Below are 17416 nucleotides of genomic sequence, written 5' to 3'. Positions count from 1 at the left end.
AAGAGCACCGCCGGCGCCAGGTGCACCGGCTCCTTGGGCACCGTCGCCTCCGCCTCGACCACCAGGAACACCTGCTCGGTCGGCACGACGTCGTCCTGGTACTTGATCGTCCGAGCCGTGGTGACGTCAGTGCTCATCGTCTACTTCTTCTCGCCCAGGTCGACAACGTCCGCCGGTGCGGACCCCAGCTGCTTGGCCGCCGCCTCGTCGATGCCGAGGTCGATCTGCGCCTCGGGCGGCATCGGCTCGACGTACAGCCCGCCGAGCGGCAGGTGGAACACCGCCTGGGCGCCGGCCAGCGCCGAGGCGGGCACCTCGAAGACGAACCGCCCGGAGGTCGTCCAGCCCGGCTGGATCCACGGGTACGCCAGCGTCGCCATCTTGTCGATCTTGTCGGTGGCCGTGTACTTCTTGCCGTCGGCGGTGAAGAGCACGGCCGGCGCCAGGTGCACCGGCTCCTTGGGCACCGTCGCCTCCGCCTCGACCACCAGGAACACCTGCTCGGTCGGCACGACGTCGTCCTGGTACTTGATCGTCCGAGCCGTGGTGACCTCCCGTACGCGGACGGAGAAGCGCCCGGCGTCGACCATCTCGCCCTTGACGCCCTCGTACGTGAGCGGAGCGCCCTGCTCCTCGGCGGACAGCTGCAACGACTGGACGGCCACCGCTCCGGCGGCCAGGACGAGCCCGGCCAGGGTGCTGAGCAGGACGGTGCCGGCGCCTCGGCGGCGCGGGGCCTGGCGCCGGGAGCGGCGCGGCGCCTCGGGCTGCGCGTTCATCAGGCGTCCTCCTGCTTGACGGGCAGGGTGACCGTGGCGGCCACCTCGGTCACCTCGTCCGCGTCGAGGAGCCCGCCCTCGGTGGGCAGCAGCCAGACGGACTCGCCGGTGAGGGGGTTCTCGACGTTCTCGTACACGCCCAGCTCGAAGGTGATCTCCTTGGGCGGTTCGGTCGTGGCGTCGAGCTCGTACCGGGCGACCACGGTCGAGGGGATGCCGGGGTGCAGCTGGGTGGATTCGACGCCCTTGGAGGTGACGAACAACCGGCCCCCGAGCTTCGTCTTGACCTCGGGGGTCATCTTGAGCAGCGAGCGGCCGAAGCTGAAGCCTGCGCTCTTGCCGCTGGGCAGGCCGCCCACGGCGATCGTCGCGTCGGTCTTGTTGGTGACCTTGAAGATCACGTCCAGGAAGCGCTTGTCCTGGGCGAACTGGTTCTGCGCCCGCTGCACGGTGAGCTTCGACTCCACGAACTGGGTCTCGAACTGCCCCTGATCGAAGCTCTGCCCGGCCTTGACCTTGGGGGGCGGGGCGGCCGCCGTCTCGTTGAGACCGCCGAGCAGGGCGGTGATGCCGATGGCGGTGAGCGCCACCAGGGCGAGGGCGGGCACCGCTACCGGGCGTCTCGGCTTGTCGCTGCCGCCGGAGGGTTCCGTCATGGGTATGGATGGTAATAGGTCACACTCGTACCACTCACCCCAATGCGCCCATTGCGCTGGTCGAATTGCCGCGAACCCTGCCGCAGCAGGGGTTGTAGCTTTTACGCTGTCATGACACAGGGCAGCCGGAGGGGGTCACGTGGCGGACGTGCATCCCGATCACGCGCAGCTCCAGGCGGACCGCATCTACCTGGGCTGGCAGTACCTCCTGCTGCACCCCGACCCCGGCCCACCGCCGAAGCGCCCCTCGCCCGCCGAGGAGACGCCGGCGACGAACGGCGGGCCGGACCCCGAGCTGCTGCGCCGCGAGCGGCTCCAGGAGGACATGCTCAACCGCCCGGTACGGCTGGTGCGCACCTTCATGCTGGTGCTGACGGCGCTGCTGCTGGCGCTGGCCGTCGCGGGCTACCTGGGGTGGTCGTTCGCGCTCATCGGCGTGGCGGCGGCCGGCGGCGTGGCCGCGATCTGCGCCTACGCGCTCCTTCAGGGCGACCGGGCGGTCAAGTACCGCGTGTACGAACAGCAGGCCAGGGCCGACCGGCAGCGTCAGGAACGTGACCGGGAGCTGTTCCGCGCCCAGGAGGAGCACGCCCAGCGCTACCGCGAGTGGCAGGAGGTCAAGGAGCGCCACGACCGCCAGCTCAACTGGTACGCGGTCGCCGTCCCCGACGAGATCGACCGCGTCGACGTCGCGGGCGGCACGCTGCCCGGCTGGTCGGCGCTGATCACGCTGCTGGGTGCCACCCGCCTCTACAGCGGCGGCCACCTGACCGTGCTCGACCTGTCGGAGGGCGCGATCGCCAAGGACCTGATCGAGCTGGCCCGCAAGGGCGGCGACGATCCGCTGGTCTGGGTGCTGCCCGTCGACCTGCCCCGGCTCGACCTGGGCGCGACGCTCAAGCCGGAGGCGTTCGCGGACGTGCTGGCGCACGTGGTGAGCGTGAGCGAGGAGCACCGCACCACCCGCGACCTGAGCTTCGACAACGCGATCCTGGAGCGGGTGCTGGAGGTGCTCGGCGAGAACGCCACGATCAGCCAGGTCACCGCCGCGCTGCGGGCGCTCGCCCAGGTCGGCGACCCGCGCGACGACCTGCGGTTCGGCCTGATCACGGCGACGCAGCTGGAGCGCATCGGCACGCTGTTCGGGCGCGGCGTCAGCGACCGCGTGGTGATCGAGCGGGCCTGGGCGCTCGAATCGCAGTTACGCAAGCTGGAGACGCTCGGCACCCAGGCGGTGCGGCTGCCCCCGGCGAGGCTCCGGGTGGTCAGCATGGACCGCCAGGCGGGCGTCTTCGGCAACCGGGTGCTGGGCACGTACGTCGCGACCGCGCTCACGCACATCCTGCGCCAGTCGCCCGCCTCCGACCGGCCCTGGTATCACACGATCATCGTGGCGGGCGCCGACAAGCTCCGCGGCGACGTGCTCGACCGGCTGATGGACGCCTGCGAGACCTCACGTACGGGACTCGTCCTCACCTACAGGTCGCTGACCCCGACGGTGCGCGAGCGGCTCGGCCGGGGGCACGCGGCGGTGGCGTTCATGCGGCTGGGCAACGCCGAGGACGCCCGGGTCGCCAGCGAGCACGTCGGCACCGAGCACCGGCTGGAGCTGGCCCAGCTCACCGAGACGATCAGCGACTCGCTGCCGCGCCTGGACGGCGGCTACACCTCCACCATCGACCAGCTCGACGACTCGGGCCAGGAGCGCGCCGAGAGCCGCGCCGACCTGGCCGAGGACATCACCGAGTCCACCGAGTGGGGCCGGACCGCGGACAAGATCTCCGAGACCGAGCGGGTGCTGCAGCGCTCGCGCGAGTTCCTCGTCGAGCCGCACCAGCTCCAGCAGCTCCCCACCACGTCGGTGATCGTCACCGACGCCACCGCGCAGGGCCGGCGGGTGCGGCTCGCCGACGCCAACCCGGCCATCCTCACCTTCCCCAAGACCACGCTCGGCGAGCTGGAGGACGTCCGCGACACCGTGCTCGGCGCCGACCACCATCCTGACCGCCGTGCCGACGGCCATGTCGACGGCGACGACGAGCCACCGCCGAACCTGGGGCCGCCCCCGCCGCGCCTGGACTGGCGCAAGGACAGGCAATGACATGGTCAATGCCGAGGTGCCGCGCTGGCGGGGGGCGGAGTTTTACTGAACGACCGTCTGTGGGGGGATGAAATGCAGCCGAGTGTGTCGCTGAGCGGGCCCTGGTATCGGATCCAGTCCATCGCAGCACCCTCGCGCAGCTCGTCGGCGGAGTGGGATTTCGTCACCGTGCTGCCCGCCGTACTGTCGGCCGCCCAGCGGGACCGGCCGTTCGTCATCGGCTGGCTGTCCCGGGGCTCCGGCGCGCCGCTGGAACTGATCACCAACGCCGGGCCGTTGTCGCCGCCGCGCCAGCCGCGCCGCTCGCCCGACGCCCCGGGCCGTCCCGCGGGGCCGCAGCCGCTGCTCTTCCCGGGCGGCGCACGCGGCGTCGAGCTGGACGAGGAGTACCTGGCCGACCTCGCCGACCTGGTGTGGACGCCGTGCCCGGGCCGCCAGGCGCCGCCGCTCGGCGGCCGGCGCGACTCCGCCGGGCTCGACCCCGACGAGCTGAAGCGGCCCACGCTGTTCGAGTCGACGCTGGTCACGCTCATGTCGCGGCCGTTCGCCTGGCTCGTGGTGGCCGAGCCGACCGACCTGCTGGATGCCGAGGTGGCCCACCTGCGCACCCAGCTCAACGTGCTCAGGCAGTACGGCGACGCCTCCGAGCGGTCCAGGTTCGACGCCGAGCGGGCCGAACGCCGGATGCAGGAGCTCGACGCCTTCCGCGAGGCGGGGCTGTGGAACGTACGGGTGCTGGCCGGGGCCGCCACCGCCGAGGAGCTGGGCCAGATCGCGCCCGTCCTCGTCGGGTCGGTCGAGATGAGCCACCACCCCTACCGGCTGCGCAGCGCCCAGGGGTCGGTGCACGCGCTGCCCGAGGCGCTGGCCCTCACCATGCAGGACCCCGCAGACAGCGCGGCGGCCCCGTTCGCGGCCACGGCCGGGGCGCTGGCGGCGCTCGCCGGGCTGCCCAGGCGGGAGGTGCCGGGCGTGCGGGTGCTCGACTCGGGGTTCTTCGACGTGACCTCCGAGGCCGGCGACGGCGAGCTGGAACTGGGCGAGATCCTCGACGGCCAGGACCGCGGCGTCGGCTCGTTCCGGGTTCCGCTGGCCACGCTCAACCGGCACGCCTTCGTCACCGGCGCCACCGGCTCGGGCAAGTCGCAGACGGTCAGGCACCTGCTGGAGCAGCTCAGCCACGCCGGCATCCCATGGCTGGCGATCGAGGCGGCCAAGTCCGAGTACGCGGCCATGGCCGGTCGGGTGGAGTCCATCGGCCCCGTCACGGTGATCAACCCGTCGGCGCCCGGCGGCGTGCCGTTCAGCATCAACCCGCTCGAACCCGAGCCCGGCTATCCCGTCCAGGCGCACATCGACATGGTCAGGGCGCTGTTCATGGCGGCCTTCGACGCCGAGGAGCCGTTCCCGCAGATCATGTCGCTGGCCCTGCAGCGCGTCTACGAGGCCACCGGCTGGGACGTGGTCACCGGCGGCGCGGTGCCCGGCTCCAAGGTGCCGCCCAGCGTGCCGACGCTGGAGCAGCTCCAGCAGCACGCCATGGACGTGATCAAGGAGATCGGCTACGGCCGTGAGGTGCAGGCCGACGTCGAGGGGTTCATCTCGCTGCGGCTGCGCTCCCTGCGCGTCGGCTCGGCCGGCCGGTTCTTCGAGGGCGGCCACCCGGCCGACATCGGCGGCCTCATGCGCCGCAACGTCGTGCTGGCCATCGAGGACGTGGCCAACGACGAGGACAAGGCGTTCCTCATGGGCACGCTGATCATCCGCATCGTGGAGCACCTGCGGATGCGCGCCCGCCAGGAGAAGACCACCGACCTGCGGCACGTCATCGTCATCGAGGAGGCGCACCGGCTGCTGCGCGATCGAGGCGCCGGCCGGGCCGCCACCCACGCCGTCGAGCTCCTGGCCGGCATGCTCGCCGAGATCAGGGCGTACGGCGAGGGCATCGTCGTGGCCGAGCAGATCCCCACCAAGCTCGTCCCCGACGTGGTCAAGAACACCGCGCTGAAGGTCGTGCACCGGCTGCCCGCCGAGGACGACCGCCAGCTCGTCGGCGCCGCCATGAACCTCAGCGACGAGCAGTCGCGGCACGTGGTGTCGCTGCCGCCGGGCGACGCGGCCGTCTTCGCCGACGGGATGGACCGGCCGCTGCGCATCCGCGTGCCGCTCGGCGAGTCACGCGAGAAGCTGCTGGCCGGCCCGCCGCCGCCGATCCGCGGCCGCCGCTCGGCCGCCTGCGGCGCGCAGTGCCGTACCGGGCAGGCGTGCACGCTCGTCGAGCTGCGCGAGGCCGACGTGCTCGCCGACGCGCCCGACTGGGCGTGGCTGCGCATCTGGTGCGACACGGTCGTGCTCGCCTTCGTCAGCAACCGGCCGCTGCCCGGCGTCCCCCGCAACCTGGCCGGCGCCTGGTCCGACCTGCCGGCGCGCCGCCGCGAATGCCTGCTGGCCACGCTGGTCGAACGGGCCGTGCAGCGCCGCGCGTGGTCGCTGCGCAGCTGGTTCGACCCCGCGCTGCTCACCGAGAAGGCCGCCGAGACCGCCACGCGCCTGCTCGGCGCGCTGGAGCCCGGCGGCGAACGTCCCGGCGCGTCGTGGGTGATCCCGCAGGTGCGCTGGCTGCACGAGGTCGACAGGCTCTTCCCCTACGGCCGGCCGGCCCCCGACCTGCGCAGCCCCGCCCCGCCTCTGGAGTACGCGCTGTTCCGTCAGCAGGCCAACGGCAACGGCGCCTCCGACCTGATGCAGGCCGAGCTGCTCGGCCACCGGGCCAAGGCGCTGCGCCACCACCCGCTGTCGATGGAGGTCTCGCACAACAGGGCGCTGGCGTGGCGGGTCATCCTCGGCGACGACGAGGGCGACGGCGTCCAGCGCGACGTCACCTCGGTCGCCATCGGCATCGAGGCGCCCGCCAGGATCCGGCACGTCGGCCAGACCATGGGCGCCGGATGGCTGGAAGGGGTGCTGTCGTGGCCGCGCAGGTTCGTGCTGCCGTTCGAGCACGGCGGCGCCCCGGAGATCGCGTTCGTGGAGTCCGGCGGCGAGTAGGGAGGCCCGCCGTGCCCGGGGCCGACTAGGATTCCTATCCATGACCCAGCTTCCACTGCGGGCTCAGCTCGCGAGCGCCCTGGGCCGCAGTGCCGCGACGCTGTCCAGGATGACCGGGCGCGGTGACGGCTCGGTGATCGGCGGGCGGGTCGGCCTGATGCTCGAGCCAGACCTGCTCCGCCAGCTCGCCCGCGACCGCAAGCTGGCCCTCGTCAGCGCCACCAACGGCAAGACGACCACCACCCGGCTGATCACCTCGGCCCTGCTGGAGATGGGGGAGGTGGCCACCAACGCCTACGGCGCCAACATGCCGGCCGGTCACGTCTCCGCGCTGTCGCAGCACAAGGGCGCGCCCTTCGGGGTGCTGGAGGTCGACGAGAAATACCTGCCGGAGGTCCTCGACACCACCGGCGCGGGCGTCGTCTGCCTGATGAACCTCAGCCGCGACCAGATGGACCGCGCCGCCGAGATCTGGCTCCTGGCGCAGAAGTGGCGCAGGGCGCTGTCCGGCAAGCCCACCCACGTCATCGCCAACTGCGACGACCCGCTCGTCACCTGGGGCGCCTCCACGGCCGCCAAGGTCACCTGGGTCGCCGGCGGCCAGCGCTGGAAAGAGGACTCCTGGAGCTGCCCCGAGTGCGGCGGCCCGCTGGAGCGCAAGGGCGTCGACTGGGCCTGCCGCGAGTGCACCTTCCACCGGCCGGAGCCGCAGTGGGTGCTCGACGACGACGCGGTCATCGACCCGCGCGGGCAGCGCTGGCTGCTCGACATCCAGCTGCCCGGCCTGGCCAACCGCTCCAACGCCGCCATGGCGCTGGCCGTCGCCGAGGCGTTCGGGCTGCCGGTGGAGCGCGCGCTGCCCCGGTTGCGCGAGGTCACCTCGGTCGCCGGCCGCTACACCACGGTCGAGCGCGACGGCCGGCACGCCCGGCTGCTGCTGGCCAAGAACCCGGCGGGCTGGCTGGAGGCGTTCGACGTCAGCGACCCCGGCTCGCCGATCATCCTGTCGGTCAACGCGCAGGGCCCCGACGGGCGCGACACCTCCTGGCTGTGGGACGTCGACTACCGCATCCTGCGCGGCCGCCCGGTGTTCGTCACCGGTGAGCGGCGGCTCGACCTGGCGCTGCGGCTGGAGGTCGCCGACGTGCCGTTCGCGCTGTGCGCCTCCTTCTCCGAGGCGCTGGCCATGCAGCCGCCCGGCCGGGTCGACGTGATCGCCAACTACACCGCCTTCCAGCTGATCCGATCGGAGTTCGGTCGTGCCGTCTGACAGCGCCCTGCGTATCGTCTGGATCTACCCCGACCTGCTCAGCACCTATGGCGACCAGGGCAACGCGCTCGTCCTGGAGCACCGGGCGCAGCGCCGGGGCATCGAGACCGAGACGATCCACGTACGCTCGGCCGACCCGGTCCCCGAGACCGGCGACGTCTACCTCATCGGCGGCGGCGAGGACCGGCCGCAGATCCTCGCGGCCGAACGCCTGCGCCGCGACGGCGGCCTGCACCGCGCCATCGCCCGCGGCGCCGCCATGCTCGCCGTCTGCGCCGGCTACCAGATCATGGGCAGCACGTTCGGCGGCGAGGAGGGCCAGCCGGTCGACGGCATCGGCCTGCTCGACATCTCCAGCGCCCGCGGCCCCGCCCGCGCCGTCGGCGAACTGGTCGCCGAGGTCGACGCCGCGCTCGGCCTGCCCACGCTGACCGGCTTCGAGAACCACATGGGCGTCACCCGGCTCGGCCCCGGCGTCAGGCCGCTGTCCAAGACCGTCAAGGGCGTCGGCAACGGCGACGGCTTCGAAGGCTGCTACGCCGGTCACGTGATCGGCACCTACCTGCACGGGCCCGCCCTGGCCCGCAACCCGGCGCTGGCCGACCTGCTGCTGTCGTGGCGCGTCGGCGACCTCGCCCCGCTCGACGACACCCGCTACGAACAGCTCCGCCAGGAGCGCCTGAGCACCGTCCTGGCCTCGTAGCGGCCCGTCAGTAGACGAGCGCCTGCGCGCCCTCGGTCGTGGCCTCTTCGACGAACGTGGGCGCGCCGGCGATGCGGACACCGTCGATCACGTCGTCGACGGTGATCTCACGCCGGGCCGCGCACTGCGTGCACAGCGTGACCCGGCCGCCCGCGAGGACCGCCTCCAGCAGGTCGGGCAGCGGCACGGCATGCGGCAGCTCGAACTCCTTGGCCCGCCCGGGCAACGCGAACCAGGACGACTCGCCGGTCAGCCAGAGGGAGACCGGGACACCGCTCGCGACGGCGGCGGCCGCGACCGTGAACGCCTGGTTGCACCGCTCGGGCGCGTCGGCCCCGGCGGTCACCTTGATCACCAGTGATCGTGCCATGCAGTCACCCTAGCCCGCCCCGGGCGGCACTAGGGTTGGGGGTCATGGAGGAACCTGAGGTGCACCCCGACCTGGAGCCGATCGCCTTCCTGCTCGGCCGGTGGGAGGGTGCGGGGGTCGGCGGCTATCCGACGATCGAGAGCTTCAACTTCGGGCAGGAGATCGAGTTCGGCCACAACGGCAAGCCGTTTCTCACGTACGTGAGCCGCACATGGCTGCTCGACCAGGACGGCAACCGGGTCAGGCCGCTGGCCACCGAGTCCGGCTACTGGCGGGTCCAGCCCGACCGGCAGCTCGAGGTCGTGCTGGCGCATCCGACCGGGATCGTGGAGATCTACGTCGGCGAGGTCGTCTTCCACAAGATCGACCTGCAGACCGACGTGGTCGCGCGCACCGCGTCGGCGAAGGAATACGCGGCGGGCCGGCGGCTGTACGGGCTGGTCAAGGGCAACCTGATGTGGGCCTACGACATGGCGGCCGTCGGGCATCCGCTGACCTCGCACATGTCGGCCGAGCTGAAGAAGGTGGCGTGATGGGAGCCCCGTTCACCGACGACGCGGTCGAGGCGATCAAGCGGCACATGAACGACGACCACGCGGCCGACTCGCTGATCATCGTGCGCGGCCTCGGCGGCAGACCGGCGGCGACCACGGCCGTGGCGAGCGACGTCGACGGCGAGGCCATCGAGTTCACCGTCGACGGCGGCGAGCGGGTCAGGGTGCCGTGGGGCGAGACGCTGACGGAGCGGGCCCAGGTGCGGATGGCGGTCGTGCGGCTCTACCGCGACGCCTGCCAGGCGCTCGGCGTCCCCGCGCGGGGAGAGCACTGAAAACTGAAAAGGGCCCCGGGCGGCGTTCCGCCTGCCGAGCAGGCGGGCCGGATGGACCAAAGACGGGATCGGATCCCGCCCTCCGGCTGCCAGGGGCCCCGGTGGTTGCCTCGTATTACGCTGCGACACGAGACAACGAGTCCGCGTCGTTAGCGGACAACCACCTCGCTAGTCCAACTATGAATCACCATTGTTTGGACCACCTCCTTTCCGCGTACCCAAGAAGCTATGCGCTCGTCAGCGGACAGGGCAAGCGAATTAATCTCCGGTCGTAGACTCGGGGACATGACGGAGACGCAGTGGCATGAGGAGCTTCGCGCCAAGGGTTACCGGGTCACTCCGCAGCGCCAGCTCGTGCTGGAGGCGGTCAAGGAGCTGGAGCACGCCACTCCGGACGAGATCTGCGTCAAGGTCCGCGAGACGGCGCGGGGGGTCAACATCTCGACCGTCTACCGCACGCTGGAGCTTCTCGAGGAGCTCGGCATGGTCACCCACACCCATCTGAGCCACGGCGCTCCGACCTACCACCTGGCCTCCGACGCCGACCATGTGCACCTGGTGTGCCGGGGCTGCGGCGACGTGGGGGAGGTGCGGCCGGAGCTGGCGAACGGGCTGGTCGAAGGGCTGGACGAGGAGCTGGGGTTCGTGGCCGACGTGCATCACCTGACCGTCTTCGGGCTCTGCCGCAACTGCCGTTAACCTGGAGGGCATGCGTAGCCCTCTGCTTGACCTGCCCGGCGCCGTCCCCGCCGACGGCCCTGACGCCGACGTGGCGGCGCACTACGGCGACCTGTTCGCCGAGCAGCGCGCCCTGGCCAAGGGTGAGGCGGTCGTCGACCGGAGCAACCGCGAGATCGTCCGCATCGCGGGGGCCGACCGGTTGAAATGGCTCAACGACCTGACGTCACAGAAGCTCGACACGCTGGCCCCGGGGGAGTGGACCCAGACGCTCCTGCTCGACCTGCAGGGCCGGGTGGAGCACCATCTGACGCTGGCCGACGACGGTGAGGCGGTGCTGGCCCACGTGGAGCCGGGCGCCTCGGCGAGCCTGATCGACTACCTGGACCGGATGCGGTTCATGTTGCGCGTGGAGGTCTCCCTCGCAGACGAGCTGGCGGTGCTGTCGTCGGCGACCGAAGACTTCCTGGTGCCGCGCGCCGAGCTGGCCGACCATCTCGGCAGGCCGGTGGCGGGCCTGTGGGCGTACGAGGCGCTGCGGATCGAGGGGCACCGGCCGCGCATGGGCTTCGAGACCGACCACAAGACGATCCCCCACGAGGTGGGCTGGATCGGCGCCGCCGTGCACCTGACCAAGGGCTGCTACCGGGGCCAGGAGACGGTGGCGCGGGTGCACAATCTCGGGCATCCGCCGCGGCGGCTGGTGTTCCTGCACCTCGACGGGAGCGTCGACACGCTGCCGCCGCACGGCGCTCCGGTGATCTTCGAGAGCCAGGAGGTGGGCACCGTCGGTTCGGCGGCGCGCCACCACGAGCTGGGGCCGATCGCGCTGGCCGTGGTCAAGCGCACGGTCCCGGTCGACGCGCCGCTGCTCGCCGGGGGTGTGGCGGCCTCGCAGGAGGTCATCGTGCCGCCTGACGCGGGCCGCAACGTCAGCATCGACCCGAGCCTGCGCCGCCGCATCCGCTAGACGTCGAGCACGAGGGTGATCGGCCCGTCGTTGACCAGGGAGACCTTCATGTCGGCGCCGAACCGGCCGGTCTCCACGTGTGCGCCGAGCGCGCGCAGCTCCTCGACGACGGCGTCGACCAGGGGCTCGGCGACGGGCCCCGGGGCGGCCGCCTGCCAGGTGGGGCGCCGGCCCTTGCGGGTGTCGCCGTAGAGCGTGAACTGGCTGATCACCAGGAGCGGCGCGGCCACGTCCGAGCACGACTTCTCGCCGTGCAGGATGCGCAGCCCCCACAGTTTGGCGGCCAGCTTGGCCGCCTGGGCGCGCGTGTCGGTGTGGGTGACGCCGACCAGCACGAGCAGCCCCGGCTCGTCGATCGTGCCGACCGGCTGCCCGTCGACGGCCACGGACGCGGAGCTCACCCGCTGCACTACAGCTCGCATGGGATCACATTGTGGCCCAGAAATAGACTCGTGAGGAAAAGGAGGAGCCGATGGCGCTGGTCGTGGAGGTCGTGCGGTCCGGATTCGTGGAGTCCAGGCACCTGGCGCGGCTGCTCACCGTAGACGCGGCCGGTCGTCCCGGTGAGGCGCACGGCGCGGTGGCGGAGCCCGCGTCGCCGCGTTCGGCGATGAAGCCCCTCCAGGCGCTCGGCATGCTGCGCAGCGGGCTGCGGCTGAGCGGGGAGCTGCTGGCGCTGGCCTGCGCCTCGCACGCGGGCGAGCCGTTCCACGTCGACGGCGTCCGCAAGATCCTGGCCGGCGCCGGGCTGGAGGAGTCGGCGCTGCGCTGCCCCGACGACTACCCGGAGGACCGGGCGGTGACCGATCGGGGCCGCGTCTACATGAACTGCTCGGGCAAGCACGCCGCCATGCTCGCCACCTGCGCGGCCAACGACTGGCCGCTGGAGTCCTACCTGGAGCCGCCGCATCCGCTCCAGCGGGCGATCCGCGCCACGGTGGAGGAGCTGACGGGCGAGCGGGTGGCGGCCTCCGGCGTCGACGGGTGCGGGGCCCCGCTGTTCTTCGTCTCGATGGTGGGCGTGGTCAGGGCGTTCCGGACGCTGGCGGTGACCGGTGAGGGCGGCGTGTTCGACGCCATGCGCGCCCATCCGGAGTGGACGTCGGGCACCCACCGGCCGGAGGCCGCGCTCATGCGGGCGCTGCCCGGCCTGATGGTCAAGGTGGGCGCCGAGGGCTTCCAGGCGTTCGCGTACGAGGACGGGCGCGCGGGCGCCGTCAAGATCGAGGACGGCGCGGCGCGCGGCCGGACCACGCTGACCGTGGCCGCGCTGCGCTCGCTCGGGCTGACCTCACCGGAGCTCGACGCGCTGGCCGTGCAGCACGTCTACGGTGGCGGCCGGCCGGTCGGCGAGCTGCGCGTCCATCCCGACTAGAGGGTGCGGAACTGCCGGGTGGCCGAGATCGCGCCCGACGTCGTCGTGGTGAACGTGCGCATCGACCCGGCGAACTTCGACAGGTCCCACTCGGCCGGCCCGTGATACCAGTAGAGGTTGTCGGACTGCGAGCCGTTGCCGGTGACCGAGGCGACGACCCGCGACCAGTGCTCCACCCCGTCGAAGATCACCGCGTACGGCAGGTAGCGGGAGAACAGCTCCACCCGGTGCCTCTCCGGCACCTCGCCCAGGTCGCCGGAGAAGAGATACTCGCGGAAGCCGAGCGTGTGGGCCAGCGCGGCCGACCCCTTGGCGGTCTTGGCCGGCATGTACTGCCCGCCCACCGCCAGCGCCCCGCCCGCGATGATCACGCCCAGCCCGATCAGCCCGTACGTGGTGAACCAGGCCAGCGCGACCGTGGCCAGCACGCCGACGCCGATGAGGACGACGCCGATCGTGGTCCAGCGGGTCCGCTCGGCGTCCGGCCGGCGGGCGAACCAGCCCTGCGTGACGACGTCCGTGTAGAGGGCGTCGCGCACCTTGCCCAGATGCGCGGCGAACGAGCCGGACAACTGCGACAGCAGCACCACGTCCCGCCCGTCGAAGATCGCGTCGTACAGCGCCTTCTCGTAGGGCAGCAGCGCGTTGACGGGCGCGTTCGGCAGCCGTACCAGCATCCAGTCGGGCGCGTCGTACGTCTGCCTCGGCTGCTCGTCGATGCGCAGGTAGCCGCGGACGGCGAGGTCCACGATCGTGGCCGTCACGTCCACCACGTCGGCCTGTTCGTCCACGAGCGTGCCGATCTGGCCGGGGCGCACCCCGTCGGGCGGGGTGAAGTGGCCGTTCTGGACGGGGTCGATCGAGCCTCTCTCGTGGTCGACGATCCGGGCGTCGCGCCCGCGCGTCCAGTAGAGCAGCGCGACGCCGCCGAGGAGCAGCACCAGCAGGGCGGCCAGCGCGCCGCCGGTGATCGGGCTGAGCGTGAACGCGGCCGCCAGCGAGAACCGCTTCTCCAGGATCGGCTCGCCGCCGCTGGCGCCCGCAGGGAAGCCGACCACCACGGTCAGCGCCTCCCCGGGGGCGATGCCCGCCTGCTCGAAGTCGGCGTGGGTGGCGGTGTGGTCCATGGCGGCGGCGGTGCAGCCGATGGCGGAGGTGAGCTCCCCGGCGAAGCACGACAGGTTCTGCACCTGGCCCGGGCCGCTGACCTTGACGGTGGCCTTGTCGACGGCGCTGTTCCAGCCGTTGACGGCGAACCAGCGCAGCTCCTCGACGCCGCCGGTGGGCGTCACGGCGCCCTGGACGTCGTACTCGACGGTGGCGGGCGACTTGACCGTCAGCACGTCATCGGCCAGCTTGCCGCCCTTGAGGTTGGCGATCCGGTAGACGCGGTCGCTGGTGTCGTCGTGGCGCGTCCTGGTCAGGAACGTCCGCCGGAGCTCGCCGGACCCGCCGGAGATCTTCTCGACCACGTGCAGCGTGCCGCCCTTGCCGAGGGTCATCGTCACCTCGGTGGTGATCCCGGCCTCCGCCATGGCGGGAGTCGCGGTCAGCGCCAGGGCGACGGCTCCGAGAGCGGCTAGCGTGTGCCTGATACCCGTCATGGCGGCAAATCGTAGCGGTATCCCGGTTGAGGAGGACCTGATGGTCGATGCCCGAGAGGTGATCCGGTCGGGTGACGTGGCCGCGCTGCGTGCCCTGCTCGCCGCCGATCCGGCGCTGGCCACCGCCCGCCCCGACGGCGCCCGTACGCTCCTGCACGTGGCCACCGACTGGCCGGGGCACTTCCCGGCGGTCGCCGAGACCATCACCACGCTCGTCGGGGCGGGCGCCGACGTGCACGCCCGCTTCGTCGGAGAGCACGCCGAGACGCCGCTGCACTGGGCGGCGAGCTGCGGCGACGTCGCGGCCCTGGACGCGCTGCTCGACGCGGGAGCCCGCATCGACGCGCCGGGCGCGGTCATCGCGGACGGGACGCCGCTGGACGACGCGGTGGCGTTCGGGCAGTGGGAGGCGGCGCGCCGCCTGGTGGCCCGGGGCGCGGCCGTCGGCTTCCGGCACGCCGCCGCGCTCGGCCTGCCCGATCGGGTCACGGTCTCCGGGCAGGAGGAGCTGGACCTGGCCTTCTGGTACGCCTGCCACGGCGGGCAGCGGCGGGTCGCCGAGCGGCTGCTGGAGCGCGGGGCGACGCTCGACTGGACGCCGCCCTGGGAGCCGCTGACGCCGCTCGACGCGGCGCTGCGGCAGGGATTCGCGGAGCTGGCCGGGTGGCTGCGGGAGCGGGGCGCGATCAGTCGGAGATCGTGATGCGCAGCCGCCGGAAGCCGCGGCCCTTGCTCTCGACCTTGGCGACCTTGATGCGGCCGATCTGCTTGGTGGAGGCCACGTGGGTGCCGCCGTCGGCCTGGGTGTCGAGGCCGACGATGTCGACGATGCGGACGTCCTGGACCTCCGCCGGGACCAGGTTGGTCGCGGTGCGGATGATGTCGGGGATCGCGAACGCCTCGTCACGTGGCAGGACCCGCACGTCGATGCGCCGGTCGGCGACGATCTCGGCGTTGCACAGCTCCTCGACCGCCTCCTTGAAGCCGGGCGGCACCTCAGGCAGGTTGAAGTCCATCCGGGCGGTCATCGGCTCCATGTTGCCGCCGGTGACCGGGCAGCCGTATTCGCGGAACACCACGCCGCACAGCACGTGCAGCCCCGAGTGGGTGCGCATGAGGGCCGAGCGGCGTTCGTCGGCCACGGCCGCCGTCACGACCGTGCCCGCCGGGGGGATGGGGTCGCCCTCTGCCGGAATCAGGTAGAGATCGTCGCCTTTGCGCACTCCGGCGATGCGGGTTTCCACGCCCTGCCAGAGGAGAACTCCGTGATCCGCCGGCTGGCCGCCGCCTCCCGGATAGAATGCCGACCTGTTCAGCACGATCCCCTCGGGGGTCGCGTCGAGGACCACGGCCTCGAAGTCGCGAAGGTTCTGGTCCGCCAGTTCGAGCCGTTGCGTTCGCCCGTGGAGATCGGTGGTCATACCGGCAGCCTAGAGCTTTCGAGGTGGTACATGCGCGCGATGCTGCGTGGCCCGTTCGCCGCTCCGGTCGCCTCGGTGGCGGCGATTTGCTGCACTTTATCGGGATGTAGTGCGGCCGTCGCCACTCCGCCCCAGCCGCCGCCGGAGCGACGCGCGCCGGTGGTGATGTTCGTGGGCGACAGCTTCACCGTGGGATCCGGGCCGGTGCCGCGCTGGCACACCTACGCCGCCGAGGCCGCCCGGCTGCTCGGCTGGCAGCCGGTCATCGCCGGGGCCGGCGGCACCGGCTTCCTCAACGACGGGCGCGTAGGCCGTACGTTCCAGGACTCGTTCGAGGCGGAGCTGGCGTGGCGGCCCACGCCCGACGTGCTGGTGATCTCGGGCGGCCACAACGACGGCCGCTGGCCGGCCGAACGGGTGGGGAAGGCGGCCGACCGGCTCCTCGACACGGCCCGCGCCACCTGGCCGAAGGCGCAGCTCGTCATGGTCGGCCCGATCTGGCTGGATCCGACGCCGCCCGCCAAGGCCTACCGGGTGCGTGACGTGCTGGCGCGGGTGGCGGGGAGCCAGGCGGTGCCGTTCCTGGACGCGCTGCGCCGACCGTGGTCGTCCGGCGGCGGCAAGGCGGAGGCGGGGGTGGTGCTGCCCGACGGCGTGCACCCGACCAGGGCCGGGCACGCGCTCATGGGCCGGTGGCTGGCCAGGAGCCTGACCCGGCTACCTCACCAGGGGCCGTAGGGGCCGTTGTTGCCGCCGCGCCCGCCCATGCCCTTGACGGCGGGCTTGACGTCGACGATGTAGACGGTGGCCGCGATGACGGCGACGATCGAGAAGATCCCGAGACCGATGCCGATGAACTGCGCGCCGCCGACGAACATGAAGGCATTCAGGTAGGACCACGCGCCCGCAGCGGAGAACAGCGTGGCCAGGATGAGGATGATCAGCCAGATGTTCTTCTGCAGCTTCCCCGCCGAGACGAACGCGTTGGTCGGCACACGCAGCGCGTGCACCAGCGCGTAAGCCGACATGCCGAGAATGATCACGGCAAGCGCGAGGAAGAGGAAGTTGAGCCCGAGGTTGATGAATTCCATGAGATTGGCTCCGCCCAATGCCGCGATGAAGTCGGCCCCAGCCTAATAGCCGCCACGGGGACTCCGCGCGGCGAAAGGCCCGCTCCCGTGACGGGGGCGGGCCTTGCGATGGATCAGGCCTTGGCCTTGGTGGTGCGGGTCTTCTTGACGGGGGTGGCGACGGCCGGCTCGGCGGCCTCCGACACCTCCTCCAGCTCCAGCGCGGCCTCGCCGGTGGTCCGGCTGACGACCTTGCGGCCCCGGCTGGCGAAGTCCTCGTAGGCCTCGACGGCCCGGTGGCTCAGCTGGTCGGCGTACTCGCGCGCCTTCTCCGGGAACTCCTTGGCGAAGCCCTCGGCCTTGCCGGCGTAGTCGCGGGCCCGCTCGGGCAGGTCCTTGGCCAGCTCGGCGCGGCGCGACTGGAGCTTCTGCAGCTGCTCGGGCAGCTCGCGCAGCTTCTCGACGGCGAAGTCGCCCACGCCGGCGACGGCGTAGAACGGCTTGGAATCGGTGAGCTTCTTGACCTCGGTGGCCAGCGTCAT

Annotated in this window: 19 protein-coding genes; 11 read left to right on the top strand and 8 right to left on the bottom strand. The window is 72.1% G+C overall.

The features are described 5' to 3' along the window. Window positions 1–140 precede the first annotated feature (140 nt). The gene (locus tag ADY59_RS30145; protein ID WP_049569042.1) at window positions 141–779 is read right to left on the bottom strand and encodes a hypothetical protein; all 639 of its coding nucleotides are present in this window, start codon (window positions 777–779) and stop codon (window positions 141–143) included. Next, window positions 779–1435: a hypothetical protein gene (locus ADY59_RS30140; RefSeq protein WP_049569040.1), complete on the bottom strand. Its 657-nt coding sequence runs from the start codon at window positions 1433–1435 to the stop codon at window positions 779–781. Before ADY59_RS30140 ends, ADY59_RS30145 begins: the two co-directional genes overlap by 1 nt. A 139-nt stretch (window positions 1436–1574) precedes the next feature. Here ADY59_RS30140 and ADY59_RS30135 point away from each other — a divergent pair, with 139 nt between their 5' ends. From ADY59_RS30135 to ADY59_RS30120, 4 genes are all read left to right on the top strand, one after another. Next, window positions 1575–3536 carry a hypothetical protein gene (locus ADY59_RS30135; RefSeq protein WP_049569038.1) on the top strand — a complete coding sequence of 654 codons (1962 nt, stop codon included), beginning with the start codon at window positions 1575–1577 and terminating at the stop codon, window positions 3534–3536. Between the two features lie 72 nt (window positions 3537–3608). Next, window positions 3609–6584, top strand: coding sequence for an ATP-binding protein (locus tag ADY59_RS30130; RefSeq protein WP_049569034.1), 2976 nt, complete (start codon window positions 3609–3611; stop codon window positions 6582–6584). A gap of 40 nt (window positions 6585–6624) precedes the next feature. Then, window positions 6625–7854 carry a MurT ligase domain-containing protein gene (locus tag ADY59_RS30125; protein ID WP_049569030.1) on the top strand — a complete coding sequence of 410 codons (1230 nt, stop codon included), beginning with the start codon at window positions 6625–6627 and terminating at the stop codon, window positions 7852–7854. Next, a complete protein-coding gene (locus tag ADY59_RS30120; protein WP_049569029.1) occupies window positions 7844–8557 on the top strand; it encodes a type 1 glutamine amidotransferase in 714 nt (237 codons plus the stop codon). Before ADY59_RS30125 ends, ADY59_RS30120 begins: the two co-directional genes overlap by 11 nt. Before the next feature lie 7 nt (window positions 8558–8564). On the opposite strand, the gene ADY59_RS30115 is transcribed toward ADY59_RS30120, so the two are convergent. After that, window positions 8565–8927: a DsrE family protein gene (locus ADY59_RS30115; protein ID WP_049569028.1), complete on the bottom strand. Its 363-nt coding sequence runs from the start codon at window positions 8925–8927 to the stop codon at window positions 8565–8567. A gap of 44 nt (window positions 8928–8971) precedes the next feature. On the opposite strand from ADY59_RS30115, the gene ADY59_RS30110 reads away from it, so the two are divergent. The 4 genes from ADY59_RS30110 (at window position 8972) to ygfZ (ending at window position 11404) form a co-directional block, all read left to right on the top strand. Beyond that, on the top strand, window positions 8972–9460 hold the full coding sequence (locus tag ADY59_RS30110; RefSeq protein WP_049569025.1) for an FABP family protein: 489 nt from the start codon (window positions 8972–8974) through the stop codon (window positions 9458–9460). Then, complete coding sequence (locus ADY59_RS30105) at window positions 9460–9756, top strand: DUF2470 domain-containing protein (RefSeq protein ID WP_049569022.1); 297 nt, start codon at window positions 9460–9462, stop codon at window positions 9754–9756. The genes ADY59_RS30110 and ADY59_RS30105 overlap by 1 nt, the downstream gene beginning before the upstream one ends. A gap of 285 nt (window positions 9757–10041) precedes the next feature. Further along, window positions 10042–10455: a Fur family transcriptional regulator gene (locus tag ADY59_RS30100; RefSeq protein WP_049569019.1), complete on the top strand. Its 414-nt coding sequence runs from the start codon at window positions 10042–10044 to the stop codon at window positions 10453–10455. Window positions 10456–10465: 10 nt separating this feature from the next. Next, window positions 10466–11404 (top strand): CAF17-like 4Fe-4S cluster assembly/insertion protein YgfZ, encoded by a 939-nt coding sequence (gene ygfZ / locus ADY59_RS30095; protein WP_049569017.1) that lies wholly within the window; start codon window positions 10466–10468, stop codon window positions 11402–11404. On the opposite strand, the gene dtd is transcribed toward ygfZ, so the two are convergent. Next, the gene (gene dtd, locus ADY59_RS30090; RefSeq protein WP_049569015.1) at window positions 11401–11826 is read right to left on the bottom strand and encodes a D-aminoacyl-tRNA deacylase; all 426 of its coding nucleotides are present in this window, start codon (window positions 11824–11826) and stop codon (window positions 11401–11403) included. The two genes, ygfZ and dtd, sit on opposite strands and share 4 nt — an antisense overlap. 50 nt (window positions 11827–11876) lie before the next feature. On the opposite strand from dtd, the gene ADY59_RS30085 reads away from it, so the two are divergent. Then, window positions 11877–12779 carry an asparaginase gene (locus ADY59_RS30085; RefSeq protein ID WP_049569014.1) on the top strand — a complete coding sequence of 301 codons (903 nt, stop codon included), beginning with the start codon at window positions 11877–11879 and terminating at the stop codon, window positions 12777–12779. Here ADY59_RS30085 and ADY59_RS30080 read toward each other — a convergent pair. Beyond that, entirely contained in the window at window positions 12776–14383 is a 1608-nt protein-coding gene (locus ADY59_RS30080; RefSeq protein ID WP_049569008.1) for a DUF2207 domain-containing protein, read from the bottom strand. The two genes, ADY59_RS30085 and ADY59_RS30080, sit on opposite strands and share 4 nt — an antisense overlap. A 40-nt stretch (window positions 14384–14423) precedes the next feature. Between ADY59_RS30080 and ADY59_RS30075 the strand changes: the two genes are divergently transcribed. Then, complete coding sequence (locus tag ADY59_RS30075; RefSeq protein WP_197093926.1) at window positions 14424–15086, top strand: ankyrin repeat domain-containing protein; 663 nt, start codon at window positions 14424–14426, stop codon at window positions 15084–15086. Here the strand turns inward: ADY59_RS30075 and ADY59_RS30070 are convergent. Beyond that, a complete protein-coding gene (locus ADY59_RS30070; protein WP_049569000.1) occupies window positions 15070–15804 on the bottom strand; it encodes an alanyl-tRNA editing protein in 735 nt (244 codons plus the stop codon). The genes ADY59_RS30075 and ADY59_RS30070 overlap by 17 nt on opposite strands. Window positions 15805–15975: 171 nt before the next feature. On the opposite strand from ADY59_RS30070, the gene ADY59_RS30065 reads away from it, so the two are divergent. Next, window positions 15976–16542, top strand: coding sequence for an SGNH/GDSL hydrolase family protein (locus ADY59_RS30065; RefSeq protein WP_197093925.1), 567 nt, complete (start codon window positions 15976–15978; stop codon window positions 16540–16542). Here ADY59_RS30065 and ADY59_RS30060 read toward each other — a convergent pair. Beyond that, a complete protein-coding gene (locus ADY59_RS30060) occupies window positions 16527–16895 on the bottom strand; it encodes a DUF2516 family protein (RefSeq protein ID WP_049568995.1) in 369 nt (122 codons plus the stop codon). The genes ADY59_RS30065 and ADY59_RS30060 overlap by 16 nt on opposite strands. 113 nt (window positions 16896–17008) lie before the next feature. Further along, window positions 17009–17416, bottom strand: coding sequence for a hypothetical protein (locus tag ADY59_RS30055; protein WP_049568993.1), 408 nt, complete (start codon window positions 17414–17416; stop codon window positions 17009–17011).

Source organism: Nonomuraea sp. SBT364, from assembly GCF_001083785.1.
Classification (GTDB): Bacteria; Actinomycetota; Actinomycetes; order Streptosporangiales; family Streptosporangiaceae; genus Nonomuraea.
Note: the sequence above shows the minus strand (reverse complement) of the source record. Positions and strands in the feature narration are given on the sequence as shown.